At 68.5% G+C, this 22575-nt stretch carries 22 protein-coding genes, 2 pseudogenes and 1 riboswitch; of the genes and pseudogenes, 17 read left to right on the top strand and 7 right to left on the bottom strand.

All coding sequences use genetic code 11. The annotated features are described in order from the left end of the window. The first annotated feature begins 25 nt into the window (after window positions 1-25). From pcaH to QFZ33_RS00665, 13 genes and pseudogenes are all read left to right on the top strand, one after another. Complete coding sequence (gene pcaH / locus QFZ33_RS00725; protein WP_373427223.1) at window positions 26-931, top strand: protocatechuate 3,4-dioxygenase subunit beta; 906 nt, start codon at window positions 26-28, stop codon at window positions 929-931. Continuing rightward, entirely contained in the window at window positions 924-1514 is a 591-nt protein-coding gene (pcaG, locus tag QFZ33_RS00720) for a protocatechuate 3,4-dioxygenase subunit alpha (protein ID WP_307023952.1), read from the top strand. The genes pcaH and pcaG overlap by 8 nt, the downstream gene beginning before the upstream one ends. Beyond that, window positions 1511-3008 (top strand): annotated as a pseudogene (locus QFZ33_RS00715) (lyase family protein). The gene pcaG and the pseudogene QFZ33_RS00715 overlap by 4 nt, the downstream one beginning before the upstream one ends. After that, on the top strand, window positions 3001-3819 hold the full coding sequence (locus QFZ33_RS00710) for an alpha/beta fold hydrolase (protein WP_307023950.1): 819 nt from the start codon (window positions 3001-3003) through the stop codon (window positions 3817-3819). The pseudogene QFZ33_RS00715 and the gene QFZ33_RS00710 overlap by 8 nt, the downstream one beginning before the upstream one ends. After that, window positions 3816-4283 (top strand): 4-carboxymuconolactone decarboxylase, encoded by a 468-nt coding sequence (gene pcaC, locus QFZ33_RS00705; RefSeq protein ID WP_307023948.1) that lies wholly within the window; start codon window positions 3816-3818, stop codon window positions 4281-4283. The genes QFZ33_RS00710 and pcaC overlap by 4 nt, the downstream gene beginning before the upstream one ends. 77 nt (window positions 4284-4360) lie before the next feature. Further along, window positions 4361-5563 carry a thiolase family protein gene (locus tag QFZ33_RS00700; protein WP_307023946.1) on the top strand — a complete coding sequence of 401 codons (1203 nt, stop codon included), beginning with the start codon at window positions 4361-4363 and terminating at the stop codon, window positions 5561-5563. A gap of 3 nt (window positions 5564-5566) precedes the next feature. Next, a complete protein-coding gene (locus QFZ33_RS00695) occupies window positions 5567-6268 on the top strand; it encodes a 3-oxoacid CoA-transferase subunit A (protein ID WP_307023943.1) in 702 nt (233 codons plus the stop codon). 1 nt (window position 6269) lies between these two features. Then, on the top strand, window positions 6270-6953 hold the full coding sequence (locus QFZ33_RS00690; RefSeq protein ID WP_307023940.1) for a 3-oxoacid CoA-transferase subunit B: 684 nt from the start codon (window positions 6270-6272) through the stop codon (window positions 6951-6953). 150 nt (window positions 6954-7103) lie between these two features. Continuing rightward, on the top strand, window positions 7104-7943 hold the full coding sequence (locus QFZ33_RS00685) for an IclR family transcriptional regulator domain-containing protein (protein ID WP_307023939.1): 840 nt from the start codon (window positions 7104-7106) through the stop codon (window positions 7941-7943). Between the two features lie 202 nt (window positions 7944-8145). Next, a pseudogene (locus QFZ33_RS00680) lies at window positions 8146-9430 on the top strand (Re/Si-specific NAD(P)(+) transhydrogenase subunit alpha). After that, window positions 9430-9774, top strand: coding sequence for an NAD(P) transhydrogenase subunit alpha (locus QFZ33_RS00675; protein WP_307023937.1), 345 nt, complete (start codon window positions 9430-9432; stop codon window positions 9772-9774). The pseudogene QFZ33_RS00680 and the gene QFZ33_RS00675 overlap by 1 nt, the downstream one beginning before the upstream one ends. Then, complete coding sequence (locus QFZ33_RS00670) at window positions 9771-11144, top strand: NAD(P)(+) transhydrogenase (Re/Si-specific) subunit beta (RefSeq protein WP_307023936.1); 1374 nt, start codon at window positions 9771-9773, stop codon at window positions 11142-11144. Before QFZ33_RS00675 ends, QFZ33_RS00670 begins: the two co-directional genes overlap by 4 nt. Before the next feature lie 149 nt (window positions 11145-11293). Then, window positions 11294-11464: riboswitch (cyclic di-AMP (ydaO/yuaA leader) on the top strand. A gap of 4 nt (window positions 11465-11468) precedes the next feature. Then, window positions 11469-12416 carry a C40 family peptidase gene (locus QFZ33_RS00665; protein WP_307023933.1) on the top strand — a complete coding sequence of 316 codons (948 nt, stop codon included), beginning with the start codon at window positions 11469-11471 and terminating at the stop codon, window positions 12414-12416. Between the two features lie 81 nt (window positions 12417-12497). Here the strand turns inward: QFZ33_RS00665 and QFZ33_RS00660 are convergent, their stop codons facing one another. Beyond that, complete coding sequence (locus tag QFZ33_RS00660) at window positions 12498-13403, bottom strand: ArgP/LysG family DNA-binding transcriptional regulator (RefSeq protein ID WP_307023931.1); 906 nt, start codon at window positions 13401-13403, stop codon at window positions 12498-12500. A 69-nt stretch (window positions 13404-13472) separates the two neighbouring features. Here QFZ33_RS00660 and QFZ33_RS00655 point away from each other — a divergent pair, with 69 nt between their 5' ends. Beyond that, window positions 13473-14078, top strand: a complete 606-nt coding sequence (locus QFZ33_RS00655) for a LysE/ArgO family amino acid transporter (protein ID WP_307023930.1) — start codon at window positions 13473-13475, stop codon at window positions 14076-14078. Window positions 14079-14126: 48 nt separating this feature from the next. On the opposite strand, the gene pdxR is transcribed toward QFZ33_RS00655, so the two are convergent. Next, complete coding sequence (gene pdxR / locus QFZ33_RS00650; protein WP_444861224.1) at window positions 14127-15512, bottom strand: MocR-like pyridoxine biosynthesis transcription factor PdxR; 1386 nt, start codon at window positions 15510-15512, stop codon at window positions 14127-14129. Window positions 15513-15637: 125 nt separating this feature from the next. Between pdxR and QFZ33_RS00645 the strand changes: the two genes are divergently transcribed. The 3 genes from QFZ33_RS00645 (at window position 15638) to QFZ33_RS00635 (ending at window position 18854) form a co-directional block, all read left to right on the top strand. Beyond that, window positions 15638-16525, top strand: coding sequence for a dihydrodipicolinate synthase family protein (locus tag QFZ33_RS00645; RefSeq protein WP_307023926.1), 888 nt, complete (start codon window positions 15638-15640; stop codon window positions 16523-16525). An 11-nt stretch (window positions 16526-16536) separates the two neighbouring features. Next, window positions 16537-17826 carry an MFS transporter gene (locus QFZ33_RS00640; RefSeq protein ID WP_307023923.1) on the top strand — a complete coding sequence of 430 codons (1290 nt, stop codon included), beginning with the start codon at window positions 16537-16539 and terminating at the stop codon, window positions 17824-17826. Window positions 17827-17936: 110 nt separating this feature from the next. After that, on the top strand, window positions 17937-18854 hold the full coding sequence (locus QFZ33_RS00635) for a diacylglycerol/lipid kinase family protein (protein WP_307023921.1): 918 nt from the start codon (window positions 17937-17939) through the stop codon (window positions 18852-18854). A 6-nt stretch (window positions 18855-18860) separates the two neighbouring features. Here the strand turns inward: QFZ33_RS00635 and QFZ33_RS00630 are convergent, their stop codons facing one another. From QFZ33_RS00630 to QFZ33_RS00610, 5 genes are all read right to left on the bottom strand, one after another. Then, window positions 18861-19277, bottom strand: coding sequence for a maleate cis-trans isomerase family protein (locus QFZ33_RS00630; RefSeq protein WP_307031595.1), 417 nt, complete (start codon window positions 19275-19277; stop codon window positions 18861-18863). A 19-nt stretch (window positions 19278-19296) separates the two neighbouring features. Beyond that, window positions 19297-19590 carry a hypothetical protein gene (locus QFZ33_RS00625; RefSeq protein WP_307023919.1) on the bottom strand — a complete coding sequence of 98 codons (294 nt, stop codon included), beginning with the start codon at window positions 19588-19590 and terminating at the stop codon, window positions 19297-19299. A 9-nt stretch (window positions 19591-19599) separates the two neighbouring features. Then, window positions 19600-21021 carry an amidohydrolase family protein gene (locus QFZ33_RS00620; RefSeq protein WP_307023917.1) on the bottom strand — a complete coding sequence of 474 codons (1422 nt, stop codon included), beginning with the start codon at window positions 21019-21021 and terminating at the stop codon, window positions 19600-19602. Between the two features lie 67 nt (window positions 21022-21088). Continuing rightward, on the bottom strand, window positions 21089-21880 hold the full coding sequence (locus QFZ33_RS00615; RefSeq protein WP_307023915.1) for an aspartate/glutamate racemase family protein: 792 nt from the start codon (window positions 21878-21880) through the stop codon (window positions 21089-21091). Beyond that, window positions 21877-22560, bottom strand: a complete 684-nt coding sequence (locus tag QFZ33_RS00610; protein WP_307023912.1) for a GntR family transcriptional regulator — start codon at window positions 22558-22560, stop codon at window positions 21877-21879. Before QFZ33_RS00610 ends, QFZ33_RS00615 begins: the two co-directional genes overlap by 4 nt. Window positions 22561-22575 lie beyond the last annotated feature (15 nt).

Genomic DNA, 22575 nt, shown 5'->3' with positions numbered 1-22575 from the left:
AACCACAGATTGAAAGGAGGCTGCTGTGCCTGAAGACGTTAATCTCGCAACGTACAACGCCGACGCGCTGACCGAGGACCTGTCGGACGCAGTACCCGCAACCCCGGCCGCCGCCCCGACGGACGTCCCCGCTGCAGCGCAGCGCGTGGAAACCCAGCAGGATCTCAGCGCGGAGATCAAGGCCCTCGGAGACGCCTACGCCAATGTGCTGAAGGACGGCGCGGCGCCGGAAACGCAGCCGCGCCTGGACTTCGCGCCGTACCGCAGCAGCATCCTGCGCCACCCCACCAAGAGCCTGCACCATGCGGACCCGGAAACGATCGAGCTGTACTCCCCGGCGTTCGGCCACCAGGACGTGCACGCCCTGGAATCGGACCTGACCATCCAGCACAACGGCGAACCGCAGGGCGAACGGATTATCGTCGCTGGCCGCGTGCTCGACGGCGACGGCCGCCCGGTCGCAGGCCAGTTGGTAGAGATCTGGCAGGCCAACTCCTCCGGCCGCTACATCCACAAGCGCGACCAGCACCCGGCACCGCTGGACCCCAACTTCACCGGTGTTGGCCGGTGCATCACCGGCCCGGACGGCTCCTACCGCTTCACCACCATCAAGCCGGGCGCCTACCCGTGGAAGAACCACCTCAACGCCTGGCGTCCCGCGCACATCCACTTCTCGCTGTTCGGCCAGGAATTTACCCAGCGGATCGTGACGCAGATGTACTTCCCAGGCGACCAGCTCTTCCCGCTGGACCCGATCTACCAGTCGATCGTGGACCAGGATGCGCGCGACCGTCTTGTGGCCAACTACGACCACGACCTGACCCAGCCGGAATGGGCGCTGGGCTACAACTGGGACATCGTCCTGACGGGTTCCAAGCGGACCTGGACCGAGAACGAGGCGCTGGGCGCGGAAGGCGATGACCATGAGTAACTCCACCAAGCTTGTTCCCACCCCGGGCCAGACCGTGGGCCCGTTCTACGGCTACGCCCTGCCCTATGAAAAGGACCGCGAACTGCTGGCCCCCGGATCCGCGGGCTCCATCCGCCTCCAGGGCACCGTGTACGACGGCGCAGGGCACCCGATTCCGGACGCCATTCTCGAAATCTGGCAGCCGGATGCGGAGGGCAACATCGTTCACCGGACCGGCTCGCTGGTACGCGACGGCTACACCTTCACGGGTTTCGGCCGCAGCTCCGTGGGCAACAGCGGCGTCTACACGTTCACCACGGTGAACCCGGGACCCACCGAACCCGGCGCGGCACCCTTCATCTCCGTCGTCATTTTTGCCCGCGGCCTGATGAACCGCCTCTTCACCCGCGTTTACCTGCCGGAGAACGAGGAGGCGCTGGCCAAGGATCCGCTGCTGTCCTCCCTGGATCCCGAGCGCCGCAGGACGCTGATCGCGCGCCGCGATGCCGACGGCGGCCTCACCTGGGACATCCGCCTGCAGGGTGAAGGCGAAACCGTCTTCCTCGACTTCGAGGGAACCGGAACCGGGGGCGCCACAAAGTGACCGGGTTCCAGGCAGTGGGCACCGGCGGCGGGCTTTACGGCGACGTCGGGCTACTCAGTCCTGTGTCGGCGTCGCCCCTCGTGGCAGCACTGACCGGTGACCGGGCCGTCCTCGCGGCGATTCTCGCCGTCGAGGCCGGCTGGGCCGCGGTGCTGGAGCAGCATGACCTCGCTCCCGCCGGTTCCGCTGGCGTGGTGGCCCACGCTGCCGACGCCTCCCGGTACGATCTTGCCGATATTTCCCGCCGTGCTCAGGGCGGCGGAAACCCAGTGATCCCGCTGCTGGCCGACCTCCGGGCCCAGGTCAAGGCGCTGGACACAGCCGGCGTCAGTGCAGCAAAAGCCGTGCACACCTCGCTGACCAGCCAGGACGTAATGGACACGGCGCTGATGCTGGTGGCCCGCAACACCCTTGCGGCGCTGCTCGCCGACGTGAAAGGTACGGCGGCGGTGCTTGCCCGCTTGGCCGAGCAGCATGCGGACACGCTGTGCGTCGGCAGGAGCCTGACCCAGCACTCGCTGCCGTTCACGTTCGGGCTTCGGGCGGCGCAGTGGTTCCATGGGCTGGCAGCGGCGGGGCGCCGGCTCGAGGCGCTGGAGCTGCCGGTGCAGTTCGGCGGCGCGGCGGGCACGCTGGCCGCCGGCACTGTGCTTACCTCCAGCTCAGCCACGGACCCCTTTGCACTCTCTGACGCTTTGGCCGCGCAGCTGGGCCTCGCCGCCCCGCCGGCACCGTGGCACACCAACCGGCTGGCCGTGACGTCGCTGGGTGACGCAATCGCCTCCGTGGTGGACGCGCTCGGCAAGATCGCCGCGGATGTCCTGTTCCTGAGCCGTCCTGAAGTGGCCGAGGTTGCCGAACCCCGCGCGCCCGGCCGGGGAGTTTCCTCGGCGATGCCGCAGAAGCAGAACCCGGTGCTGTCCGTGCTGGTCCGCAGCGCCGCCCTGCAGGCCCCGGGCCTGGCTGCACAGCTGCACCTTGCCGCCGCCACCTTCAACGACGAACGCCCCGACGGTGCCTGGCACACCGAATGGCCGGCCCTGCGCCAGCTGCTCGCCCTGGCTCTCGGCGCCGCCGGCCACATGCGGGAACTCGCGGAGGGATTGCAGGTCTTCCCCGACGGCATGCGGAAGAATCTGGACCTGTCCGGCCCGCTGCTGCTCAGCGAAGGCGTGTCCGCCGCGGTGGCGCCGCTACTTTCTGCTGACGAACCGGGCGCTAACGGACCTGGCGGTGACGGGAAGCAGCAGCTGCAGGCCGTCGTCGACAAAACGCTGCAGGCGCCGGCGGCCCGAACAGGCTGCCACCTACCGCCGGCTGCTGCGCGAGGCCGTCCCCTCGGACAGACTCTCCGACGCACAGCTGGAGGAACTGCTCGACCCCGCCAGCTACCTGGGGCAGGCAGCCGAGATCTCGCGGCGGATCCTGGCGGCTTTCCCGGATTTTGCGCTTACTTCAACCGAACCAGACGGAAACGGAGCTTCCCGTGGCTAAACCAGCAGTGAAGGCAGTGCTGCTTTCCCCCCAGCGTGCGCTGGGGGACAAACCCCTCCTGATCGTCGGGCCGTCGCTCGGCACCTCCTCGGTGCTGTGGTCCCAAGCAGGCTCACTCCTGGGCAACGACTTCGACGTCGTCGCCTGGGACCTGCCCGGCCACGGCGTCTCTGCCGCCGCCAGCGAAACCTTCAGCGTCGCGGACCTGGCGGACGCTGTCGTCGAGCTTGTCGACTCGATCGCCCCCGGTGAGAGGTTTCACTACGCTGGCGTGTCCCTGGGCGGGGCCACCGGCCTGCAGCTGGGCATCAAGCACGCCGACCGGCTCAAGAGCCTCTCCGTGCAGTGCTCCGGCGCCAAGCTGGGCACCCCCGAGGGCTGGCTGGAACGCGCCGAGACCGTACGCAGCCAGGGCACCGCCGTGATGATCCAGGGCTCGGCCGAACGCTGGTTCGCGCCCGGGTTCATGGACCGCGAACCCGAACTCAGCAGCCGGCTCCTGCACTCCCTGCGCGACGCCGACCGCTTCAGCTACGCCTTCTGCTGCGAGGCCCTGGCCGCCTTCGATGTCCGCGACCAGCTCGGCAGCATCACCGTCCCCACCCAGGTTGTGGCGGGCGCGCACGACGGCGTTGCGCCGCCGGCGATGGCCGAAGAAGTGGCGGCCGGAATCACCGCCGGAGGCGGCACCGCTTCTGCGGCCACCCTTGAGGGCGTGGCGCACCTGGCGCCCGCCGAGGCACCTGGCCACGTGGCCGAGCTGATGCGGAGCCTCATTTCCTGGGCCGAAACGCGCGGAGCAGCGAAATGAGCGGCGCCGAACGCCACGGGGTGGTCCAGCCGGACGCCACCAGCCAGGAGATTTACGACGGCGGTATGGTGGTCCGGCGCGAAGTGCTCGGCGACGCCCACGTCGACCGGGCCAACGCCAAGAAGGACGCCTTCACCGAGGACTTCCAGGACATGATCACCCGCATCGCGTGGGGCGGCATCTGGACCCGCCCGGGCCTGCCCCGCCAGATGCGCTCCGCCGTCACCATCACCGCCATGGTGGCGCACGGGCACTGGGAAGAACTGGCCATGCACATCCGCGCGGCCATAACCAACGGATTGAGCAGGGACGAGATCAAGGAGATCCTGCTGCAGACCGCCATCTACTGCGGAGTTCCCTCCGCCAACACCGCCTTCAAGACAGCCCAGCAGGTCTTCCATGACATGGACAGCACCGCAATGGACAGCGCCGGGCTCGGCAACACCCCCACCCCACCCAACTAGGTAGCAGCAGAGGGCGTTCTGAGCCCTCAGAACGCCCTGATGTGCTACCCAGTTGGGCCAGAGAATTTGAGGATTTCATGAACCAGGCATTTGTATACGACGCCGTACGCACGCCGTTCGGAAAGTTCGGCTCCGGCCTCGCCGGGGTCCGTCCGGATGACCTTGCCGCGCATGTGATCGGCGAGTCCGTGAAGCGCGCGCCCGGTTTGGACGTGGAGCGGATCGACGAGGTGGTCTTCGGCAACGCCAACGGCGCCGGCGAGGAGAACCGCAACATCGCCCGCATGGGCACGCTGCTGGCCGGTCTTCCGGTCTCGATCCCGGGCACCACGGTGAACCGGCTGTGCGGCTCGTCGCTGGATGCGGCGATCATCGCGTCCCGGCAGATCAACGCCGGCGACGCGGATCTGCTGTTGGTGGGCGGTGCCGAGTCGATGTCGCGGGCGCCGTGGGTGCTGCCCAAGACGGAGAAGCCCTACCCGGCCGGGGACATGACCCTGGCGTCCACCACGCTGGGTTGGCGCCTGGTGAACAAGGCCATGCCCAAGGAATGGACCATCTCCCTGGGCGAGGCCACCGAACGGCTGCGCGAAAAGTACGGCGTGACCCGCGAACAGCAGGACGAATTCTCCGCCAACTCGCACAACCTGTCCGCCGCGGCGTGGGACGAGGGTTTCTACGACAACCTCGTGGCCCCGGTTCCCGGCACGGACCTGGTCCGGGACGAAGGCATCCGCGCCGGATCCTCCACCGAGAAGCTGGCCGGCCTGAAGACGGTGTTCCGCACCGAGAACGGCACCGTCACCGCCGGCAACGCCTCCCCGCTGTCCGACGGCGCTTCCGCGGCCTGGATCGGGTCCGAGAACGCCGCCGGGCTGCTTGGGCTGGAGCCGCTGGCCCGGCTCGCGGGCCGCGGCGCGCACGGCAACGACCCCCAGTTCTTCGGCTTCGCCCCCGTGGAGGCGGCAAACAAGGCCCTCGCGAAGGCGGGCATCGGCTGGGACCAGGTGGGCGCCGTCGAACTTAATGAGGCGTTCGCCGCGCAGTCCCTGGCCTGCATCAACGCCTGGGGCATCGACCCGTCGATCGTGAACCGCCACGGCGGGGCGATCGCGATGGGCCACCCGCTGGGCGCCTCCGGCACCCGCATCCTGGGCACGCTGGCGCGGAGTCTGCAGGCCTCCGGTGAGCGCTGGGGTGTGGCGGCGATCTGCATCGGCGTCGGCCAGGGCCTCGCCGTCGTGCTCGAAAACGTGACCGCTTCTACAGGAAAGGCATAGGCGATGCTGAATTTCGTTGACACCGTCGGCGAGGCCGTCGCAGCCGTCAAGGACGGCTCCACCGTGATGATCGGCGGGTTCGGCAACGCGGGCCAGCCGTTCGAACTGATCGACGCGCTGCTGGACAGCGGCGCCACGGACCTGACCGTGGTGAACAACAACGCCGGCCAGGGCGACCAGGGCCTGGCCCTGCTGATCAAGGAAGGCCGGGTGAAGAAAATGATCTGCTCCTTCCCGCGGCAGTCCGACTCCTGGCACTTCGACGCGAAGTACAAGGCCGGTCAGATTGAGCTGGAACTGGTCCCGCAGGGCAACCTGGCCGAACGCATCCGCGCCGCCGGCGCCGGCATCGGCGGGTTCTTCACGCCCACCGGGTACGGCACCATGCTGGCCGAGGGCAAGGAAACCCGGATCATCGATGGCCGCGGCCAGGTCTTCGAGACCCCGATCCACGCCGACGTCGCGCTGATCAAAGCGCTGAAGGCCGACGGCGTCGGGAACCTGATCTACCGCAAGACGGCCAGGAACTTCGGCCCGATCATGGCCGCCGCGGCCAGGCACACCGTGGTCCAGGTCTCCGAGATCGTGCCCACCGGCGCGCTGGACCCGGAGAACATCGTGACCCCCGGCATTTACGTCAACAGCATTGTCCGTATCGATTCCAGCGGTGCTGCCGCCGCCGGCACCGCAGAACAGGTGGCCTGAGATGAGCCTTGTAGAAACGAGCATCCAGACGTCCGAAACGCCGCTGGGCCGCGACGACCTCGCCCGGATGGTGGCCCGCGACATCGCACCGGGGTCGTTCGTGAACCTGGGGATCGGCCAGCCCACCCTGGTGTCTAACTACCTCAAGCCGGAGCAGAACATCACGCTCCACACCGAGAACGGCATGCTGGGCATGGGACCGGTGGCCACCGGGGACCAGATCGACGGGGACCTCATCAACGCGGGCAAGATCCCCGTCACCGAGCTCCCGGGCGCGTCCTACTTCCACCACGCCGACTCGTTCGCGATCATGCGCGGCGGGCACCTGGACATCTGCGTCCTCGGCGCGTTCCAGGTATCCGCGACCGGTGACCTCGCCAACTGGCACACCGGCGCACCTGACGCCATCCCCGCGGTGGGCGGTGCGATGGACCTGGCCACCGGCGCCAAGGACGTGTTCGTGATGATGACCCTGCTGACCAGGGAAGGTGCCTCCAAGATCGTGGAAACCTGCACCTACCCGCTCACCGGCGTGGGCTGCGTAACCCGCGTCTACACCGACAAGGCAGTCTTCCTCACCGGACCCGACGGCGTCCGCGTCCGCGAAACCTTCGGCTGCACGCTCGAGGAACTCCAGGCCCTGGTGCCGGTTCCGCTCACGGCAGCCCCCGCCGTCGAGCACTAACCCGCTTCCGTTCCGCCTCGCTTCCTTTCGCCTGCTAGCGCGAACGGGCACTTGGCACCCCTGGCCCGCGCTCGGGCGGGGCCGGAAGTGTCCGCTCGCGCTTTGGTGGGGGCCGGAAGTGTCCGTTCGCGCCGATTAGGATTGGTAACCATGACCGACGCAGCAGCAGGGACCACGCCTCGCGCGGGCCGCCCGCCGAAGGACGGCGCGGCGCCGGCGGCCAGTGACCAGTATGTGCAGTCGCTCGCGCGCGGTCTCGCGGTGATCCGCGCGTTCGACACCGAGCATGCCGACATGACGCTCACCGAGGTGGCTGCCCGCACGGATCTCACGCGCGCCACGGCCCGGCGTTTCCTGCACACGCTGGTGGAGCTTGGCTACGTCCGGACCGACGGCAAGACTTTTGCGCTTACGGCCCAGGTGCTGCAGCTCGGCTACGCCTACCTTTCAGGTCTCTCCCTGCCGCAGCTGGCCCAGCCGCACCTTGAAGAGTTGTCGCTGAAGTTGGGGGAGTCGACGTCCGCAGCGGTGCTGGACGGGACCGATATCGCCTACATCGCCAGGGTTACCACGCGCCGGATCATGACGATCGGCATCACCGTGGGCACCAGGTTCCCCGCCTATGCGACGTCGATGGGCAGGGTGCTGCTCGCCGGGCTCCCGCCGGAGCAGCTGAAGGAATACCTGGCCGCGGCGGAGATCAAGCCGCTCACCCCCCGCGCCGTCGGCACGGTGAAGGACCTGCTGGCCGTCCTGGACAAAGTCCGGGCTCAGGGCTGGTGCCTTCTGGACCAGGAGTTAGAGCTGGGGCTGATGTCCGTGGCCGCTCCGGTTTACCACGGCCCGAAGGTGGTGGCGGCCGTCAACGTATCTCTGCAGGCACAGTCCGTGGCCGCCAAGCCCGATCGCGAGGCCTACCTCGAGTCCGTGCGCAAGGAAATCGTGGCCACGGCAGAGCGGATTTCGTCGGACTTCTCCAGCGGGCGGTAAGGAACGCCGGCGCCACCCACAAGCGGGTTCATTCCCGTTGGGGTCGTGAGCGGAAGTAGTTGTTGCGGGTCACCCTCCCGCCACGCGCCCTTGGGCCATAGACTCTAGCCAACTACGTGCAGCAGCGCCGCTCCGTTAATCCCGCCCCGGGCGGGAGCCACCAGAGCAGAAGCCGCTGCACCCGTTGGAAGGGAAGTGGCGGGTGAAGCTGGGCATAGCGCGGGAGCGCCGGGAAGGTGAACGGCGGGTGGCCGCGACGCCGGAAACCGTAAAGCAGCTGGCCGGACTGGGCTTGGAGGTGCTGATCGAATCCCGGGCGGGTGTTTCCGCCGGGCATGCAGACGACGAATACCGCCAAGCAGGCCGGCCACATCGTTTCCGACCTCGATCCCGCCGGGCTGGACATCCTGGCACACGTCCGCCCGTTGGAACTTCCGACGGCGACAGCCCTGAGACGCGGTGCAGTCACGGTTGGTCTGGCGTCGCCGTCGTCCGAACTCGCCACTGTCAGGGCGCTCGCCGAAGGCGGGGTCACGTCCTTCGCGCTGGAACTCGTGCCGCGCATTTCCAGGGCCCAATCCATGGACGCCCTGTCCTCGCAGGCCCTTGTGGCCGGCTACCGCTGCGTCCTCGAAGCCGCCATCCGCCTGCCCCGCTTCTTCCCGCTGTACATGACCGCCGCCGGAACCGTCCCGCCCGCGCGGGTGCTGGTGCTCGGCGTCGGCGTGGCCGGGCTGCAGGCGATCGGGACGGCGAAGCGGCTCGGCGCACGCGTCTCCGCCAACGACATCCGGCCCTCCTCCGCGGAAGAGGTCACGTCCATGGGCGGCACCTTCATCAAGCTGGACCTGGAAACCGCAGAGGCGTCCGGCGGGTACGCCCGTGAGCTCAGCGCCGACCGTGGTGCCCTGCAGCGCCAGCTGCTGGCACCGCACGTTGCCGATGCCGACGTGCTGATCACCACGGCGGCCGTTCCCGGCAGGCACGCCCCGCTCCTGGTGACCCGTGAAATGGTGCAGGGCATGCGCCCCGGATCGGTCGTCGTCGACCTCGCCGCGGAGTCCGGCGGCAACGTCGAGGGGTCCGTAGCGGGCCGGGACATCCACGTCCCCACCGCAGACGGAATGGGGACCGTCGCCGTCGTCGGCCTCAAGGACGCGCCGTCGGCCATGCCCACGGACGCCTCCCGGCTCTACGCGAAGAACGTGGCCAACCTGCTGGCGCTTATGACGAGGGACGGGGTTGTGGCCCCGGATTTCGACGACGACGTGATATCAGGTGCGTGCCTGACACACGACGGCGTGGTGCGGCACCCGCCAACGGCGGAGGCTCTCGCGGCTCTCGCCGGGGAGAACACGCCGGACGGCGCGTCAGGCGAGGCGCCACGGGACGCGTCAGAGGACATCGCCGACGAAACGGACAGCGAACTCGCAGACGAGTTGGCGAATGACCCAGTGAAGGCGTCAGAAAACGAAGGGGTGGTCTGATGGACGGCATCAGCCTGCTGACCATCACCGTGCTTGCGGTGTTTGTCGGCTTCGAAGTGGTGTCGAAGGTTTCCAGCACGCTGCATACGCCCCTGATGTCCGGTGCGAACGCGATTCACGGGATCATCCTGGTGGGTGCCATCATCGTCGCCGGCCAGGCCACGCACCCGTGGGTCCTCGCGGTGGCGCTGCTGGCGGTGGTGCTTGCCACGGCCAACCTGGTGGGCGGCTTTGTGGTGACGGACCGCATGCTGGAGATGTTCCGCGGCCGCAAGCCGGACAAACCGGCCCCACCCGGTGCCACGCGAGGTAAGACCAAGGAGAGCACGGAGGCCAAGCGTTGACCCTCCTGGATCCCAATGTCACCGCGCTGCTCTACCTCGCGGCGGCCGTCTTCTTCATCCTGGCGCTGAAGGGCCTTAACTCCCCGCGCACCGCCCGCCGCGGCAACCTCATCGGCGCCTTTGGTGCGCTGGTCGCCGTCATCACCGTCTTTTTCTCGACTCGGCTGGACAACGTCCCCCTGATCCTCGGCGCCATAGCGGTGGGGTCCGGCGTGGCAGCCCCCGTGGCCAGACGCGTCAAGATGACCCAGATGCCGCAGCTCGTCGCCCTCTTCAACGGGGTGGGCGGCGGCGCCGCCGCCCTCGTGGCGCTGCTGGAACTGCCGCATGCGGAGGACGCCTGGGTGCGCGTCGCCGTCGTCTTCACCCTGCTGGTGGGGGCGGTGTCCTTCGCGGGTTCCGCCGTGACGTTCGCGAAGCTGCAGGAGCTCATGACCACGCGCCCCGTGGTGTTCCCCGGCCTGCCGGTGATCATGGGCGCGGTGCTGCTTGCCGCCGTCGGTGCCGCGTCGGCCGTCGTACTGGGCGGCTCGCTGATTCTTGCGTTGCTGCTTCTGCTGCTGGGCCTGGCGGCCGGCGTGCTGCTGGTGCTGCCGGTGGGCGGCGCCGACGTGCCGATCGTCATTTCGCTGCTCAACGCCTTCACCGGCCTGGCGGTTGCGGCCTCGGGCCTGGTGCTGGGCAACGTGCTCCTGGTGGTGGCCGGCACGCTGGTGGGGGCGTCGGGCACCATCCTCACCCGGGCGATGGCCGCGGCCATGGGCCGCAGCGTGGCCGGCATCCTGTTCGGCGCGTTCCGGGGAGGTTCGACGGCGGGATCCACTGCCGTGAGCGACCGTCCGGTCCGCTCGTCCAGCCCGGAGGACGTGGCCGTGCTGCTGGGCTACGCCCAGCGCGTGATCATTGTCCCCGGTTACGGGCTGGCCGTCGCGCAGGGACAGCACACCGCGGCAGAGCTGGCGCTGGCCCTGGAGTCCCGGGGTACCCGCGTGGACTTCGCCATCCACCCGGTGGCGGGGCGCATGCCCGGGCACATGAACGTGCTGCTCGCCGAGGCCAACGTGCCTTACGAGTCGCTCAAGGAAATGGGTGAGATCAACGCCGAGTTCCGCACCGCCGACGTCGCGCTGGTGGTGGGCGCGAACGACGTCGTGAACCCCGCGGCCAAGACCACCGCCGGCTCACCGATCTACGGGATGCCGATCCTTGAGGTGGCGGACGCACGGCAGGTGGTGTTCCTTAAGCGCTCCATGCGCCCCGGGTTCGCCGGGATCGAGAACGACCTCATGTTCGAGCCGCAGACCACCCTGCTGTTCGGCGACGCAAAGGAGTCCCTGACGAAGGTGCTGGGCGCGGTGAAGGCCCTCTAGGGTGCAGCATCCGGGGTTTGTCCACACGCTCTCCGACACACCCTCGTTACTGAAATGTGACTTTTGGTGCACAAGTGCGATAGCCTCGGCCGGTGCCCTGGTTCCGCTCAGGGCATTCCCGGGCAGAATGCCGAGCCCTGCCGCTGACCGGGATCCGTTCGCTATGACCAACAGGCAGGGACGGGGGAACCACCTTAGTACCGGCCTTGCGCGCCAAGGCCTAGGGGTTAAGTCCAGACGCTTCGCCTAGAGGCGGGCAGGACCGGGTGACTCCCATCCGAACCCGACAGCTCACCCCGCAGGCATGGGAGAGGCAAATCAACCATGTCACGTAAGTCCATATCCGCACGCCATCGCGCCACCCCAACGACGTCCATCGCCCTGCAGGGCCTGTCGTATTCCCTTAAGTCCAACGCGGCCTCGGTTGCCAAGCCGGCGGCCGCCGCCGCCGTCGCTTCCGGACTTCTTTTCGGCGCCGGAGCACCCGCACACGCTGGTGCCTACGCTCCGGAGACGCCGGACGCTGCCGCTGCACAGTCGGCGACCGCCCCGGCCGCTGCTGCTGTGCAGTCCGCCGCTGGCCAGGCGCTGGCAGCCCCGGCCGCACCGGCGGCCCCCGCCCCGGCAAGCGGAGGATCTGCTGTTGCCGGCGCGTCGCACACCGTTGTGCCCGGTGACACCCTTGGTGCCATCGCAGCACGCCACGGAGTCAGCCTCGATACTCTTCTCGCAGAGAACGGCCTGTCCCTGGCGTCTGTCATTTACCCCGGTGACCAGATCCTCATCCCGGGACCAGGTGCAGCTGCAGCTCCCGCGGCTCCGGCAGCACCGGCCGTACCTGCGGCTCCGGCAGCCCCGGCTGCCCCCGCGCCCGCCGGCATGGGAATCTACAACGCCTCCGCGTCGATAACGCCGGCAGCAGCAACCGCTCCGACAGCGGCTGCAACCCAGTCAGCCAGCGGCGTGGGCGCAGCCATTGTGGCCTCTGCCCGGGCGCAGCTCGGCGCCACCCAGGACTGCACCATCTTGGTGGAACAGGCACTGCGCTCGGTCGGCAAGTCGGTCGGTGACCTCGCGCCCACGCAGTTCCACCAGTACGGCACCCCGGTCTCCGCCCCGCAGCCCGGTGACCTGATGATCAGCGCCGGACACGTCGGCGTCTACATCGGCAACGGGCAGGCCATCAGCAGCGGCATGAACGGCGTCAACGAAACCATCGTGCACCCGGCCTCCTGGCTCACCGGCTCCACCTACGTGCGGGTGAACGTCTAACAGCGGGTGAACGCCTGAGGGCGGTACGAAACACACAGCAGCGGCGGGTGCATCAGCACCCGCCGCTGCTGTGTTTGGTGGCTAGTTTTGGTGTGGTGGCAGGTCTTGGGCGGCGCGGACGACGGCGTTCGTCACCTCCGCGAGGCCCGGCGAGTCCAGTGTCCACACCTGCCAGTAGAGGCGTAGGTCCTCGCTCCACGCCGGGTCGAGTTCCACGAGTGAGTTCTCCTGGTCCTGCTGGTCCGGCACCATGCCCCAGCCCAGGCCGGCATGAATCGATTCGACGTACTGGACTGAATCGGGAATGAAGTGCTGTGGGGGAGTGGCATCGGGCGCGATGCGCGCGAGGACAGCGAGCTGGTGGGTGTCCTTCCTGTCGTACTGCATGACCGGGGCGACGGCGAGGGCTTCCGGGGTGGGGCCGTCGGGGAACCAGCGCGCTGCAAACTCGCGCGACGCCTTGGCCCTGTACACCATGGTGCCGAGAGCGCGAATCGTGCACCCCTGCACCGGTCGGGGATCAGCGGTGATCGCGCCTACTGCGTCGCCGGACCGCAGGAGGTCGGCTGTGGCATGCTCGTCGTCGCGCAGCAGCTCAAGGGCCACCCGGCCGCCGAGCGCGATCTCCCGGTAGGCCGCCGGCAGCCACGTCGCTATCGAGTCCGCATTAGCCACGATGGGAACCCTCAGCCGCTCGGCGCTCGGCCGCCTGCCGTCGTTCCTCTCCGTAGGTTCTGGCCCGCGCAGGCCAAGGACCGCCTCGTCGGCGAGGAGCAGCAGCTGGCGCGCTGAACGGAGGAGCTGCTCGCCCGCCGGCGTCGTCCGGACCGGCTTGAGGCGCCGCACCAGCACACTACCCACGGAGCGCTCGAGTGCCTTGATCCGTTGGCTCACGGCTGAGGGAGTGAGCCTGAGTTCCCCCGCCGCGGCGTCGAAGGTCTCGTGGTCGACGACGGCGGCAAGTGCCCTGAGTTGGTCAAGTTCCATGAAGACATCCTAATGAAACTACAGAAAAACTGAATTGTCTTTAAGGTTATCCGCCCGTACCTTCGAAGAATGCTTCCCTTCCTGACCGGGCTCGGAGCCGGCCTCAGCCTCATTGTCGCCATCGGAGCCCAGAACGCGTTTGTCCTTCGGCAGGGCCTCAAACGGGAGGCCGTCCTGCCGGTTGTTCTGGTATGCCTCGTCAGTGACGCGGTCCTGATCCTGGCCGGGGTCGCCGGGATCGGCGCGCTCATCCAGGGCGCGCCGGTGCTCCTGGCCGTGGTGCGGTGGGTCGGCATCGCGTTCCTCCTCGCCTACGCGGTCTTCGCCGCCCGGCGCGCCCTGCGGCCCGGGATTCTCAAGGCAGCTGATTCCCCGGTCAGGGGGACCGTCTGGTCTGCCGTACTCACCGCCGCCGCCATCACCTGGCTCAACCCCCACGTTTACCTCGACACGCTTGTGCTGCTGGGCTCGCTGGCCAGCACCCACGGTGGTTCGTGCAAATGGCTCTTCGGGGCAGGGGCCGCCGCCGGCAGCGCCCTGTGGTTTCCCCTCATCGGCTACGGCGCTCGCGGACTCAGCGGCTTCTTCGCGCGGCCGGCGTCGTGGCGCTTCCTCGACGGCGGCGTCGCCGTGCTCATGCTTACCCTGGCTATCGTCCTCGCGACCGGGCACTGATGACCGCCGGCACACTAAGGGTGTGGCCGGCGGTCTAGAGCCGTGTTGCTACGGCGGGCCGCCAGCCATTCGGTCGAGTAGGCCGGCGATGATGTCCAGCGCACGCGCAAGTTGGAGATCGGTCGGGGCGCCGTACCCGATGACCAGGCCGCTTTCCGGCGTCCGTTCCGCAAAGTAGCTGGCCAAGGTCACAACCCGCACCCCCAGCCCCAGTGCTTCCTTGGCCAATCGCTCGGCCGGAACGTTCGGCTGAAGCCGGATGACGGCGTGCAGACCGCCATCCAAGGCCGCCAGCTTTACGTCTGCCCGTCCGCCAAGTCGGTCGAGCAGCAGTGTGCGGCGATGCGCGTACTCGCGCCTTGCCCGGGCGATGTGTCGTGCGAGGCCGCCGCCGGCGATGTAATTGGACAACGCAGACTGCATCACTCCGGCAACCGGCGTGCCGAGGTCAAGCCGTGCGTTCTTGAGGCGCTGCCCTGAGCCACCGCGAACCACGAGATAGCCACACCGCAGCCACGGGCTCAGTGACTTTGAGAAGGTGCCCACCAGGACGACCTCTGCGGAGGAGGGCAAGGAGGCAAGGGCAGGCAGTGGCATCCGCCGGTGCCGGAATTCGCTGTCGTAGTCGTCCTCGAGGATGATCACGCGGTTGGCTTCGGCCCAGGCCAGCAGGGCCAGTCTTTCCTTTACCGGCATCCGGCCGCCCAGAGGGTACTGATGGCTGGGGGTGACCAGGACGGCGTCAGGCCGGGGATCAAGGGCCGCAAGCTGGGCCGCCTCCAGCCCGTCGTCGGCAACCGGGAGAACGTCCACGGCGGCGCCCGCCGCGGAAAGCACCCGCCTGGCCGTGGGATAGCCTGGGTCCTCCATCAGCACTCGGGGCGGGTCCGCCTGGCCGCGGAGTGCTGCGACGATCAGTTGCAGGGCGTCACTGGTGCCCGCCGTAATGACGACGTCGTCAGCACTCACCGTAAGTCCGCGGGACACGGCGAGGTGATCGGCCACGGCAGTGCGAAGGGCCGGCGTACCCAAGGCGGCCGGAAGCTCAACCTCCACCGGCTCGGCAACGGCCTTCCGCCAGGCGGCCCGCCAGTCGCGGTCACGGAACGGGGCGCCCGACGGCCGTCCTGGCGTGAGGTCGATCGTTGCGGTTTGCTCCATGCCGGATGCCGCCTGGGTGCCTTCCGACGCCATGCCCCGGCCGTCGGAGCGCACCGTCACCCGGGTACCGCCCGAGCCCCGGCCTTCCAAGTACCCCTCGCCGGCCAACTGCTCAAAGGCGCGGACCACCACTCCGCGGGAGACGCCCAGCCCGGCCGCAAGGCGCCGCGATGCCGGGAGCGTGTGCTCCGGCCTCAGCGTCCCGTCCAGGATGGCGTCCCGCAGCCGGCCGACCAACTGGGCGGCAAGCGGAACGCGGCTCTGGTGGTCCAGAACCAGCGGCAGTTCAGCTTCGATCTTGGTCCTCCTGGATCGTGGATTCTTGGATCTATGCTAGGACCAATCCGGCTGTGAGCATGAAGGGAGTAACCAAAGCTGACTGAAGAGAGGACACCCTCGTGTTTACCGGCCTTTGTGCATTTCCCCTGACGCCGCTTACCGGGGACAACGCCGACGAAGCCGCACTGGCTCGGCTGGTCAGGCGGTGCGCCGAAGCCGGGGTGGACTCCATCGGTGTGCTGGGTTCCACAGGCATCTACACCTATCTGCTGCGCGAGGAACGCCGCAAAGTGGTGAAGGCAGCCGTCGAAGCCGCGCCGGGGACTCCCGTGGTGGCAGGTGTCGGTGCCATGCGCACCCGTGACGTGCTGGGATGCGTCGAAGATGCCCAGATTGCGGGCGCCTCGGGCCTGCTGCTGGCACCTGTCTCGTATCAGCGGCTAGGCGACGAAGAGGTCTACGGCCTGTACCGCGAAGTCTCGTCTGCGTCCGATCTGCCGATTGCCGTCTACGACAACCCGGCCACCACGGGGTTCACCTTCTCTGATGAACTCCACGGCCGCATCGCCGAACTTCCGGGGATCGCTTCGATCAAGTTCCCGCCCCCTGCACCGGGGCAGGCTGCCGGCCGCATCGCACGGCTCCGGGCAGCGGTTCCGGACGGTGTGTCCCTAGGCGTCAGCGGCGACTGGGCCGCTGCGGAGGCACTGCTGGCCGGGTGCGACGTTTGGTATTCGGTCGTCGCCGGTCTGTTTCCCAAGACCGCCAGGGTGATCGTCGACCTTGCCAAGACCGGGCAGGGCGACCTGGCGCTGGAGGCATCTGCCGCGCTGGAGCCCGTGTGGGCGCTCTTCCGCACATACGGGAGCCTGCGCGTCGCTGCCACCATGGCCGAGGTGCTGGGCTTCGTGGAGGCGCCGTGCCTGCCCCGCCCACTGCAAAGCCTGGACACCAACGGCCGTATCAAGGTCGAGGAAGCCCTGCGCCTCAGCGGACTGGACGCATGAGCAGGTGCGGCATGGGTAGCCTGGACCGCGGCGCGGCGGAGCAAAAATCACTGGTGGAGCAAGAAGCGCCGGGGGAGCGGACGGCCCAGCGAGGTCAGCCGGCACCGGACCTGGCCCGGAAAAGTGGCGGATTGGCGCGCTACGTGGCGGCCGCGACGCTGGCGCGCACTGCGGACGGCGGGGCCGTCGTCGCGATCGTACTCATGGTCACAACCAGCGGGGCGCCGGGTTGGCTTGCCGGCCTGCTCGGCGCCTGCATTACCGCCCCGCACCTGCTGGGGCCGCTGGTGGCCCGGAGCCTGGACTCTTGCAGCGACGGCCGCGTCCTGATTGCATGGGCGTGCGTGGTCCATGGCGCCACCCTGGCGGCTGCCGTGCTGCTGTACGCGATGACCTGGCCAGCGGTGACGGGTGTTCTGCTGGTGGCTTCGGGGCTGGTCGGACCCCTGCTGACCGGCGGCATCAGCAGCCGCCTACCGGCAATCGCCGGCCCGGACCAGGTCAGCCAGCGCCGGGCCCAGGGCTGGGATGTGGCCACCTACGGAATCGGCGGGACCATCGGCCCGAGCGTCGTGGCCGCTGTCTCTGCCTGGGCCGGACCCACAGTAGCCGCGCTCATCCTGGCGGCGGCCACATTCGTTGCCGCCGCCGTCGTGCGGTTGCTGCCTTACGCGCCTCCCGCAGCGCGGGCAGCCGATGCTCCGACGGCGGTTCAGACTCTTCGGCTGATGGCTGTCACGGACCGCCTGCGCAGGATGCTGTACCTGACCAGCACCGTGGCGTTCTCCGTAGCGGCGCTTCCCATCGCGGCCGTCGCCTTCACCGCCGTGTTCCAGGTACAGCCGGCCGCCGCGGGCGTCCTGACGGCTGCCTACGGACTGGGCGGCCTGGCCGGTTCGGCCGGGGTCATGTGCCGTCCGCTGCGGGGTGACGCGGATCGTCTGGTGACGCGGCTCGCGGGACTGGTGGCCGTGGCGCTCGCGGTGGCCGCCTTGTCCGGGTACTTTGCGTCTGCCGTCGCGGCGTACGCAGCCGCGGGAGCCATGAACTCGTACTTCTTCGCGGCGACCCTGGCCGCCCGCAGTGAGTTTGCCCCACCGCAGGTCCGGGGGCAGGTATTTGTTTGGGTGGGTGCCCTCAAGATCGTCGCCGGGTCCGCCGGAACAGCGGCGGCCGGCGTTGCCATAACAGGGGAGCCGCAGCTTCCCCTGTTCCTTGCCGCCGCACTCATCCTGGCCGCTGCCGGGGCGTCGCTCCTGGACCGCCACAGCAGCACCGGCGGGCTGGAAACCGCGCGCTGAGGGCCGCCGGCTGCGCGTCGATGAACTTAGGTTCATGCCATATCCCGGGAACGCGGCTACGATTTGAGTTCCGGGGCTTTCGGGCCCGCCCGCAGCAGCCGAAGGACACCATGACAGCCCAGAATGCTTCCTCGCCGCCACGGGCCGCCGTGGTCGTAAACCCCGCCAAGGCTGTTGGCGCCGACCTCCGCGCCTCGCTGGTCCGGCTGTGCGACACGCAGGGCTGGGCCGAGCCGCTGTGGCTGGAAACCACCGTTGAGGACCCGGGAGTGGGCCAGGCCCGCGAGGCGCTGGAGGCGGGGGTCGACGTCGTTATTGCCGCCGGCGGCGACGGTACCGTGCGGTGCGTGGCCGAGGCGCTGGCCGGGACGGATACGCCGATGGGGATGGTGCCGCTGGGCACGGGCAACCTGCTGGCCCGCAATATGGGCGTGGATATCTCCGATCCCGTCTCCGCCGCGTACGACGTCCTGAACGGCACCGACCGCACGATTGACGTCGCCAGGAGCACCTTTGACGGGTCCGACGACGAGAACGTCTTCCTGGTCATGGCTGGCGTGGGCTACGACGCCGCGATCATGGCGGACACGGTGGACGCACTGAAGGACCGCATGGGCTGGCTCGCTTACGTTGAAGCCGGCATCCGCAAGCTGCCGGGCAAGCCCGTCAGGGCCACAGTCAAGGTGGACGGCAAGCACCCCGTCAAGCGGCGGATCCGCAGTGTCATGGCCGGCAACTGCGGCAGGATCATGGGCGGCATCGAAATTTTCCCCGAAGCGAAGGTCGACGACGGCATCCTGGACCTGCTGATCCTGGCACCCCGCGGGCACTTCGGCTGGCTGGGCGTCGCGGCGGGCATCTTCGGCCGCAAGAAGAACCAGAAGGAATCCGCCGAGTACTTCCAGGGCAAGAAAATCGAGGTCACCCTCGAGCAGGAGGAGGAGTTCCAGCTCGACGGCGACCACGTGGGTACCGTCAAGCGCCTGTCCATCTGGGTGGATCCCGGGGCGCTCAAAATCCGGATGTAGCTACCCTCAGTCCCCGAGGAGCCTGCCCCACCTTGGTGCGAGCAAGGGGGAGCCGGCAAGTTTCAGGCAGTGCCACAGCGTCACGGCCACCGAATCCAGCACCGGAACGCCCGTGCCCCCCTCGATTCCGGCCGCTATGTTGGCGCCGTACAGGTTGGTGCAGAGGTAGATCAGCGCATCCGGAGCGTCGGCCGCGAGCTCCAGAGAGCCGGGACGCATTTCATCGTCGCTGACCCGGCCGAAGGACTCGTTGTCGCTCAGGCCCAGGCAGCGGTGGCTGACGGTCTTGATGCCGTCCCGCTCATAGGACCTGATGATGGCCTCGTTGACGTCCTCCGTGTACGGCGTGAACAGCCCGATTCGCTCGGTGCCGAAGGCCCGGAACGCCTCGAGGTACGCAAGGGTGGATGTCGTGGCGGGGATGCCGGTGGCGTCGGTGATTTCAAGGACGAGGGTCGCGGTCGTGCCCGGATCCCAGCCACGATCCCGAGGTGCCGTTCCAGGCGATCACGTCCACGTCCGCGGTCGCCAGCAGCCCGGCGGCCTCCCGCATGACGGCGGGGTCGAACTGCCTGTCGGATGAGTTGTCCAGCGCAATCCGGGTGACCGGGATCCGGGTGAAGTGGATGGTGACGTCCGTGCGGTCGCCCAGGATACGGTAGCTCTGCGGTTCCAGGCAGGTGTTGGAGGACGGCACGATCATGCCGATCCGGGTTGGGCGGTTTGAAGAAGTCATGGCGTGCTCCTAGAGGGTCGCGGCGGACAGGCCGGCAGCGGCGGCAAGGTGTTCCCGGAACCCGTTCCGGGCCACGAAGCGGCCCACGGCGCCGGGGTCGTGGAAGCCCTCCCGGTCCAGCACCACGCGGCCGGCGGAAACCACGATGGCGGGCCAGCCGGCCAGAGTGCGGCCGTCGAACGGCGAGAAGTCGGTGCCCATGTGCAGCGCGCCGCCGTCCACCGTCCGCTGTTCTGCGGGATCGAAGAGCACCAGGTCGGCGTCGAAGCCCTCGGCGATGGAGCCCTTGCCGGGCAGGGCATTGATGCGCGCCGGTCCGGCGGAGAAGACCTCCACGAAGTCCTCCACGCCGCTGCCGGACTCAGCCATCGCCGTGAACGTGACGGGCATGCGCGTCTCCACGCCCGGAAGGCCGTGCGGCATGGCGCGGACGTCGTCGGTGCGTTCGCGCTTCTGGGTCAGGTCGTAGCAGGAATGGTCCGAGGCCACGGTGTGGATGGCGCCGCCGGCCAGACGCTCCTTGAGGGCTGCCACTGTCTCCGGGCTGCGCATCGGCGGGCAGCAGGCGTACCACTCCGGAAAGGCCGAGCCGTATACGGTGTCATCAAGTGTGAGGTAGTGCGGGCACGTCTCGGAATAGGCTTCCTGGCCGTGAGCCCGGGCCTCGGTGACCAGGTCGACTGCGCCGGCCGTGGACTGGTGGACGAAGTACACCGGGGCCTTCGTGTACTGGGCCATGGCCAGGGTTTCGCGGACCGAGATTTCCTCGGCCAGCTCGGGGCGCGTGCGGTGCAGGTGTTCGATGCCGATCCTGCCGTCGTCGGCGTGCTGCGCCGTGCAGTCCGCGATGATGGGGTCGTGCTCGGCGTGGATGTAGGTGAGCCCGTCCAGCCGCACCATTTCGCGCATCACCTTCAGGATGGTGTCCCCGTCCGCCATGGTGGTGCCGCGGTTGGTGGTGTACATCTTCACGGAGCGGACGCCCTCGGCGGCGAGCTGTTCGAGCTGCCACGGCACGGTCTCGTCCCAGCTGACCACGGACCCGTGGAGAGCCACGTCGCAGCGGGACTCCTGCGCCAGTTCCTTCTTGTTGAGCACGGCCGCCAGCGGGGTTTCGCGGGCGTCGCGGGGGATGCCGAAGTCGATGATGGTGGTGGTGCCGCCCCACAGGGCAGCGGTTGAGGTAGTGCGGTAATCGTCCAGGGTGCGGAACCTGCCGGTCACCTGGGCCACGTGGCAGTGCCCGTCCACGCCGCCGGGGATCACCAACTGGCCGGTGGCATCGATGGTGCGGAGCGCGCCGGGCGCTGGTTCTGCGGCGTCAACGAGCTGGCTGATCTTGCCGTCCACCACTACGACGTGGGCGTGCTGGCGGCCAAAACTGTTGACCACGGTGCCGTTGGCGATGACGAGTTCGGGAATCTGGGACATCGTCGTCCTCCTGACTGGGAAGCTGATGGGGAAGTTTGCTGGGGTTAGTTGACAGAAGTCGGCGGGACTACTTGGCCGGCGCTGCGGCGTTCGCCGCCGTCTGGGCGGCGGCCAGGGCGGCGTCGAGATTTTCGGACAGGCCCTTGCGGGCCTTGACCGGCGGCGGGGCGAACGCCCCGGCGCGATGAGGGCCGCACTGGAGCCCCGCCAGAGCCTCGGCCATCCGGATGCCGGCGGATATGCCGTCCACCACGGGGACGGGGATCTGCCCCCGGAGTTCGCGGGCCAGCCCCGCCAAGGGCGCTCCGGCGAGGATGACGACGTCGGCCCCGTCCTCCGCGACGGCCTGCCGGCTGAGTGCCAGAAGGGTTTCCCTGAAATCCTGCTGCACCGAGCCGATGGCGTTCAGGGTCTCGTTGATGGAGCGGATGGAGGCCAGCCGGCCGCCAAGGCCGAACCGCTCCACGCAGTCCAGGTACCACGGACGGATCCGGTCCGAGATGGCGATGACGGAGAACCGGTGCCCCTGCAGCGCCGCGGCGCAGAGGGCTGCCTCAGTAATGCCGACGACGGGCACGTCGGCAAGTTCCTTCAGGGCGGGCATTCCCGGGTCCCCGAAGGCCGCAACCACGACGGCGTCGACACGGCCGACGCCGTCGTCCCGCGTGTGCTCAGCAATGATTTCGGCCACTGCGCCCGCGGCGATCAGGGACTCAAAGCGGGTTTCGATGTATTCCACGCCGTACCCGGCAGTGCGGACCACCAGCTCGGTGTCCGGCGAGGCCGAGCGCAGGGCTTCGGATTCGATCAGCGCGGTGACGTCGTCGCTGATGTTTGGGTTGATGACAAGGAGTTTCATTTTTTCTTCCGGTGAAGAGCGGGTTCTGTTTTCTGGAAGTCGTCGGGGAACTGTTCGCGGTATTTGCCGATGTGCGACGCCGACTGGGCTGCGGCGAGGTCGGGATCGCCGCTGGCGATGGCGCCGTAGAGCTCCCGGTGTTCCTGGATCAGTTCGGGCAGGTCGCTGACGTGCCGGAACAGCCAGTGCATGCGGCCCTGCAGCGGTTCCAGGGCGGACCTGAGGAAGCCGTTGTCCGCGATCCGGGTGATCGCGTCGTGGAATTCGCTGTTGGCCCGGTGGGCCTCCATGACGGCGCCCTTGGCGAGGCAGCGTTCGGCCTCGTCCAGGAGACCGTCAAGATACTCAAGGTCCTCGGTGGTTGCGCGGACGGCGGCAAGGCGGCAGGCCAGCACCTCCAGCGACTGGCGGACGTCGAAGAGATCCTCAACATCCTTGGGGCTGAGTGAGCTGACCTCGGCGCCGCGGGCTCCCCGGTCACTGAGGAGGCCCTCCTGACGCAGCATCCGCAGCGCCTCGCGGACCGGCAGCCGGGAGACATTGAACTCGGCTGCCAGGTCGCGTTCCACCAGCCGCGTGCCGGGAGCGTAATGCCCTTCGAAAATCCTGCTGCGGAGAGTGTCCCGGACAGTCTCGCGGAGGGGACGCTCCTTGTGCTGGGTTTCTTCTGCGGCAAGCATGGTGCTCCATTCATG

This window comes from Arthrobacter globiformis (genome assembly GCF_030815865.1).
In the GTDB taxonomy this organism is placed as follows: Bacteria; Actinomycetota; Actinomycetes; order Actinomycetales; family Micrococcaceae; genus Arthrobacter; species Arthrobacter globiformis_B.
Note: the sequence above shows the minus strand (reverse complement) of the source record. Positions and strands in the feature narration are given on the sequence as shown.